Below are 3,143 nucleotides of genomic sequence, written 5' to 3'. Positions count from 1 at the left end.
GACCAGCCTCGCCCGCGACGGCGCCATCTATTCCGAGATCTTCACCTCGCCGGACCACGCCGGCAAGGCCGGCCTGTCGCCCAAGGCCTATACGGACGCGCTCGGCGAAGGCATCGCGCGCGCCAAGGCCAAGACCGGCATCGAGGGCCGCATGATCGTCACCGGCGTGCGCAATACCGGCGTCGAATCGATCGAGCAGGCGGCGCGCTTCGCGGCCCGCTGCGGGCATCCGCTGGTCACCGGCTTCGGCGTCGCCGGCGACGAGCGGATGGGCGATCTGGAGGATTATGTCAGGGCCTTCGAAATCGCGCGGGAGGCCGGCCTCGGCATCACCGTCCATGCCGGCGAACTGATGGGCTGGGAGAGCGTCGAGGCCGCACTCGATCACATCCGCCCCGCCCGCATCGGCCATGGCGTGCGCGCCGTCGAGAACCCCGACATTGTCCGGCGCATCGCCGACGAAGGCGTCGTACTCGAATGCTGTCCCAGTTCCAACGTCGCGCTGAAGGTCTTCGACAGTTTCGCCGATCACCCTTTTCCGGCACTGCAGGCGGCAGGCTGCAAGGTGACGCTAAACTCCGACGATCCGCCCTATTTCTGGACGTCGCTGAAGCGCGAATACGACATTGCCGCCGAGCATTTTTCGATGAACGACAAGGCGCTCGCCGCCGTCACCAGAACCGCCATCGAGGCCGCCTTTGTCGACAAGAAGACCAGGACAGCGCTTCTCACCCGCCTCAACAGCGCCGCCCGCTAACTCTCTTTTTTCGGCAAAAGCTGTGGTCGGCGGCAGCAGGCGGTTCCTTGGCCGGCGCATTGTCGCTAGGGTTCGCGTAGGCAGCCGGGATTTCAGGAGAATACCATGCAGGGCGTCACCGTCGTCGACCACCCGCTTGTCCAGCACAAGCTGACCATCATGCGCAAGAAGGAAACCTCGACGGCCGGCTTCCGGCGGCTGCTGCGCGAGATCTCGCTGCTTCTCGGCTACGAGGTCACTCGCAATCTCGAGCTGACGACGACGACGATCGAAACGCCGATCGAGACGATGGAAGCGCCGACGCTGGAAGGCAAGAAGCTGGTCTTCGCCTCGGTGCTGCGCGCCGGCAACGGCTTGCTCGAAGGCCTGCTCGACCTGGTGCCGGCGGCGCGCGTCGCACATATCGGTCTCTACCGTGACCACGAAACGCTGGAAGCGGTCGAGTATTTCTTTAAGGCGCCGAGCGATCTCGCCGACCGGTTGGTGATCGTCGTCGATCCGATGCTGGCGACCGCCAATTCGGCGATCGCGGCGATCGACAAGCTGAAAGGGCGCGGCGCCACCAGCATCCGCTTCCTTTGCCTGTTGGCTGCCCCCGAAGGCCTCGAGCGCTTCATCAAGGCGCATCCCGATGTTCCGGTCTTCACCGCTTCCATCGACCGCCAGCTCAACGAGAAAGGCTATATCATGCCGGGCCTCGGCGACGCCGGAGACCGCATGTACGGGACCAAATGACCGTGCCACTCGTTTACCGATCGTTTACGCAAACGGCCGCTTTCCGCATCTGTTAAAGCGGCAAACACCATGCCGCGATAAGCATGGGCCTTCACGAAGGCCGGTCCATGCTGCGCAATCTTATCATCCTTGGCATGCTCGCCGTAGCATCGGCGTCGTTCCCGATCCTCTATCAGTCGAATCCGCAGATGCTCGATGGCCTGCTGAAATCGGCGGTCGGTACCAGGCCGGCAGTCGAAACGCAAACGGATCTGAATCTGGCCACGGTTCCGGATAGACCGGCGACGCCGCGGCCGCTCGGCCGCAAGGTCGTGGTCGCCGCTGACGCGCGCGGGCATTTCACGTCGGCGTTCAGGCTCAACGGTCGAACGGTCGACGGCATGATCGACACCGGCGCAACGCTCGTGGCCATCAACAGTTCGACGGCGCGCAGGATTGGCATCTCGCTGAACGTGTCCGACTTCAAGCACGAGGTAAACACCGCCAACGGCGCGATCAGGGCTGCCCTGGCGACCATCGATCGGCTGCAGATCGGCAAGATCACGGTCGACGGCGTCCAGGCGGTGGTGCTCGACGACAAGGCGCTGCGCACCAACCTGATCGGTCTGAGCTTTCTCCAGCGGCTTGAAAAGTACCAGGTCGAGAACGGCGCGCTGCTGCTCATCCAGTGAACCAAGATCCCGGAAAAGTGAAACCGGTTCTCGGAACGATCATCGTCCAACAAGAAGGTAGAGCCTTGCTGACGGATCACCCGCGCGGCAGGATCCGCCGGATGACGGTTTTTTCCGCGGGCGGCTTCGAAGCACCGATCGCATAGGCCGAAAGCACGGCGGCCGCGGCCGCTTCGGCATCCGTGGGATTGCGGGCATGGACCAGCGCCAGCGCCTCACCGGGGCGCACCTCCGCGCCGACCGGCAACAGCCGGGTGATGCCGACCGCATGATCGATCCTGTCGTCCGGCCGTATGCGCCCCCCGCCAAGCCCGACGACGGCGAGCCCAATGTCGCGGGTCGCGATGCCGGTGACGAAGCCGTGTTCGGTCGCCTTGACCGCAAATTCAGTCGTCGCCTTCGGCAGGTATTTTTCCGGATTCTCGACGAAATCTGCGGGGCCGCCGAGCGCCGCCACCATGCGCGCGAAGACGGCGGCGGCACCGCCGCCGGCAAGCGTCTCGGCGGCGCGCCGCATGCCATCCTGGTTGGACGACACCAGCCCGGCAGACTGCAGCATGTCTGCGGCCAATGCCAGCGTCACATCCTCCAGGCGCCGGTCGCGGAAGCGGCCGGTGAGAAAATCGACGGCGTTGCGCACCTCGACCGCGTTGCCGGCTGCCGACGCCAGCGGCTCGTTCATGCCGGTGACCAGTGCTGAGGTCTTCAGTCCTGCGCCATTGGCGACTTCTACCAGGCTGTTCGCCAGCGTTGTTGCGTCGCGCGACTTTTCCATGAAGGCGCCGTTGCCGACCTTTACGTCGAGCACCAGCGACTGCAGGCCGGCGGCCAGCTTCTTCGACAGGATCGAGGCGGTGATCAGCGGCACCGATTCGACGGTTCCCGTCACGTCGCGGATCGCATAGAGCCGGCGGTCGGCGGGCGCGAGATCGGCGGTCTGGCCGATGATGGGGCAGCCGGCCTCGAGCACCGCCTTGCGG

The 3,143-nt window shown here is 65.0% G+C and carries 4 protein-coding genes; 3 read left to right on the top strand and 1 reads right to left on the bottom strand.

What is annotated here, in order from left to right:
* From add to EOA85_RS31075, 3 genes are all read left to right on the top strand, one after another.
* Window positions 1-757 (top strand): adenosine deaminase (gene add / locus EOA85_RS31085; RefSeq protein ID WP_127212284.1); only part of this gene is annotated, 757 nt, incomplete at its 5' end.
* Between the two features lie 105 nt (window positions 758-862).
* Window positions 863-1,492, top strand: a complete 630-nt coding sequence (gene upp / locus EOA85_RS31080; RefSeq protein ID WP_127212283.1) for a uracil phosphoribosyltransferase — start codon at window positions 863-865, stop codon at window positions 1,490-1,492.
* Window positions 1,493-1,599: 107 nt separating this feature from the next.
* On the top strand, window positions 1,600-2,163 hold the full coding sequence (locus EOA85_RS31075) for a TIGR02281 family clan AA aspartic protease (protein ID WP_127212282.1): 564 nt from the start codon (window positions 1,600-1,602) through the stop codon (window positions 2,161-2,163).
* A 76-nt stretch (window positions 2,164-2,239) separates the two neighbouring features.
* On the opposite strand, the gene EOA85_RS31070 is transcribed toward EOA85_RS31075, so the two are convergent.
* Window positions 2,240-3,143 (bottom strand): thymidine phosphorylase (locus EOA85_RS31070; RefSeq protein WP_127212281.1); only part of this gene is annotated, 904 nt, incomplete at its 5' end.

This window comes from Mesorhizobium sp. M5C.F.Ca.IN.020.29.1.1, from assembly GCF_003997375.1.
Classification (GTDB): Bacteria; Pseudomonadota; Alphaproteobacteria; order Rhizobiales; family Rhizobiaceae; genus Mesorhizobium; species Mesorhizobium wenxiniae.
Note: the sequence above shows the minus strand (reverse complement) of the source record. Positions and strands in the feature narration are given on the sequence as shown.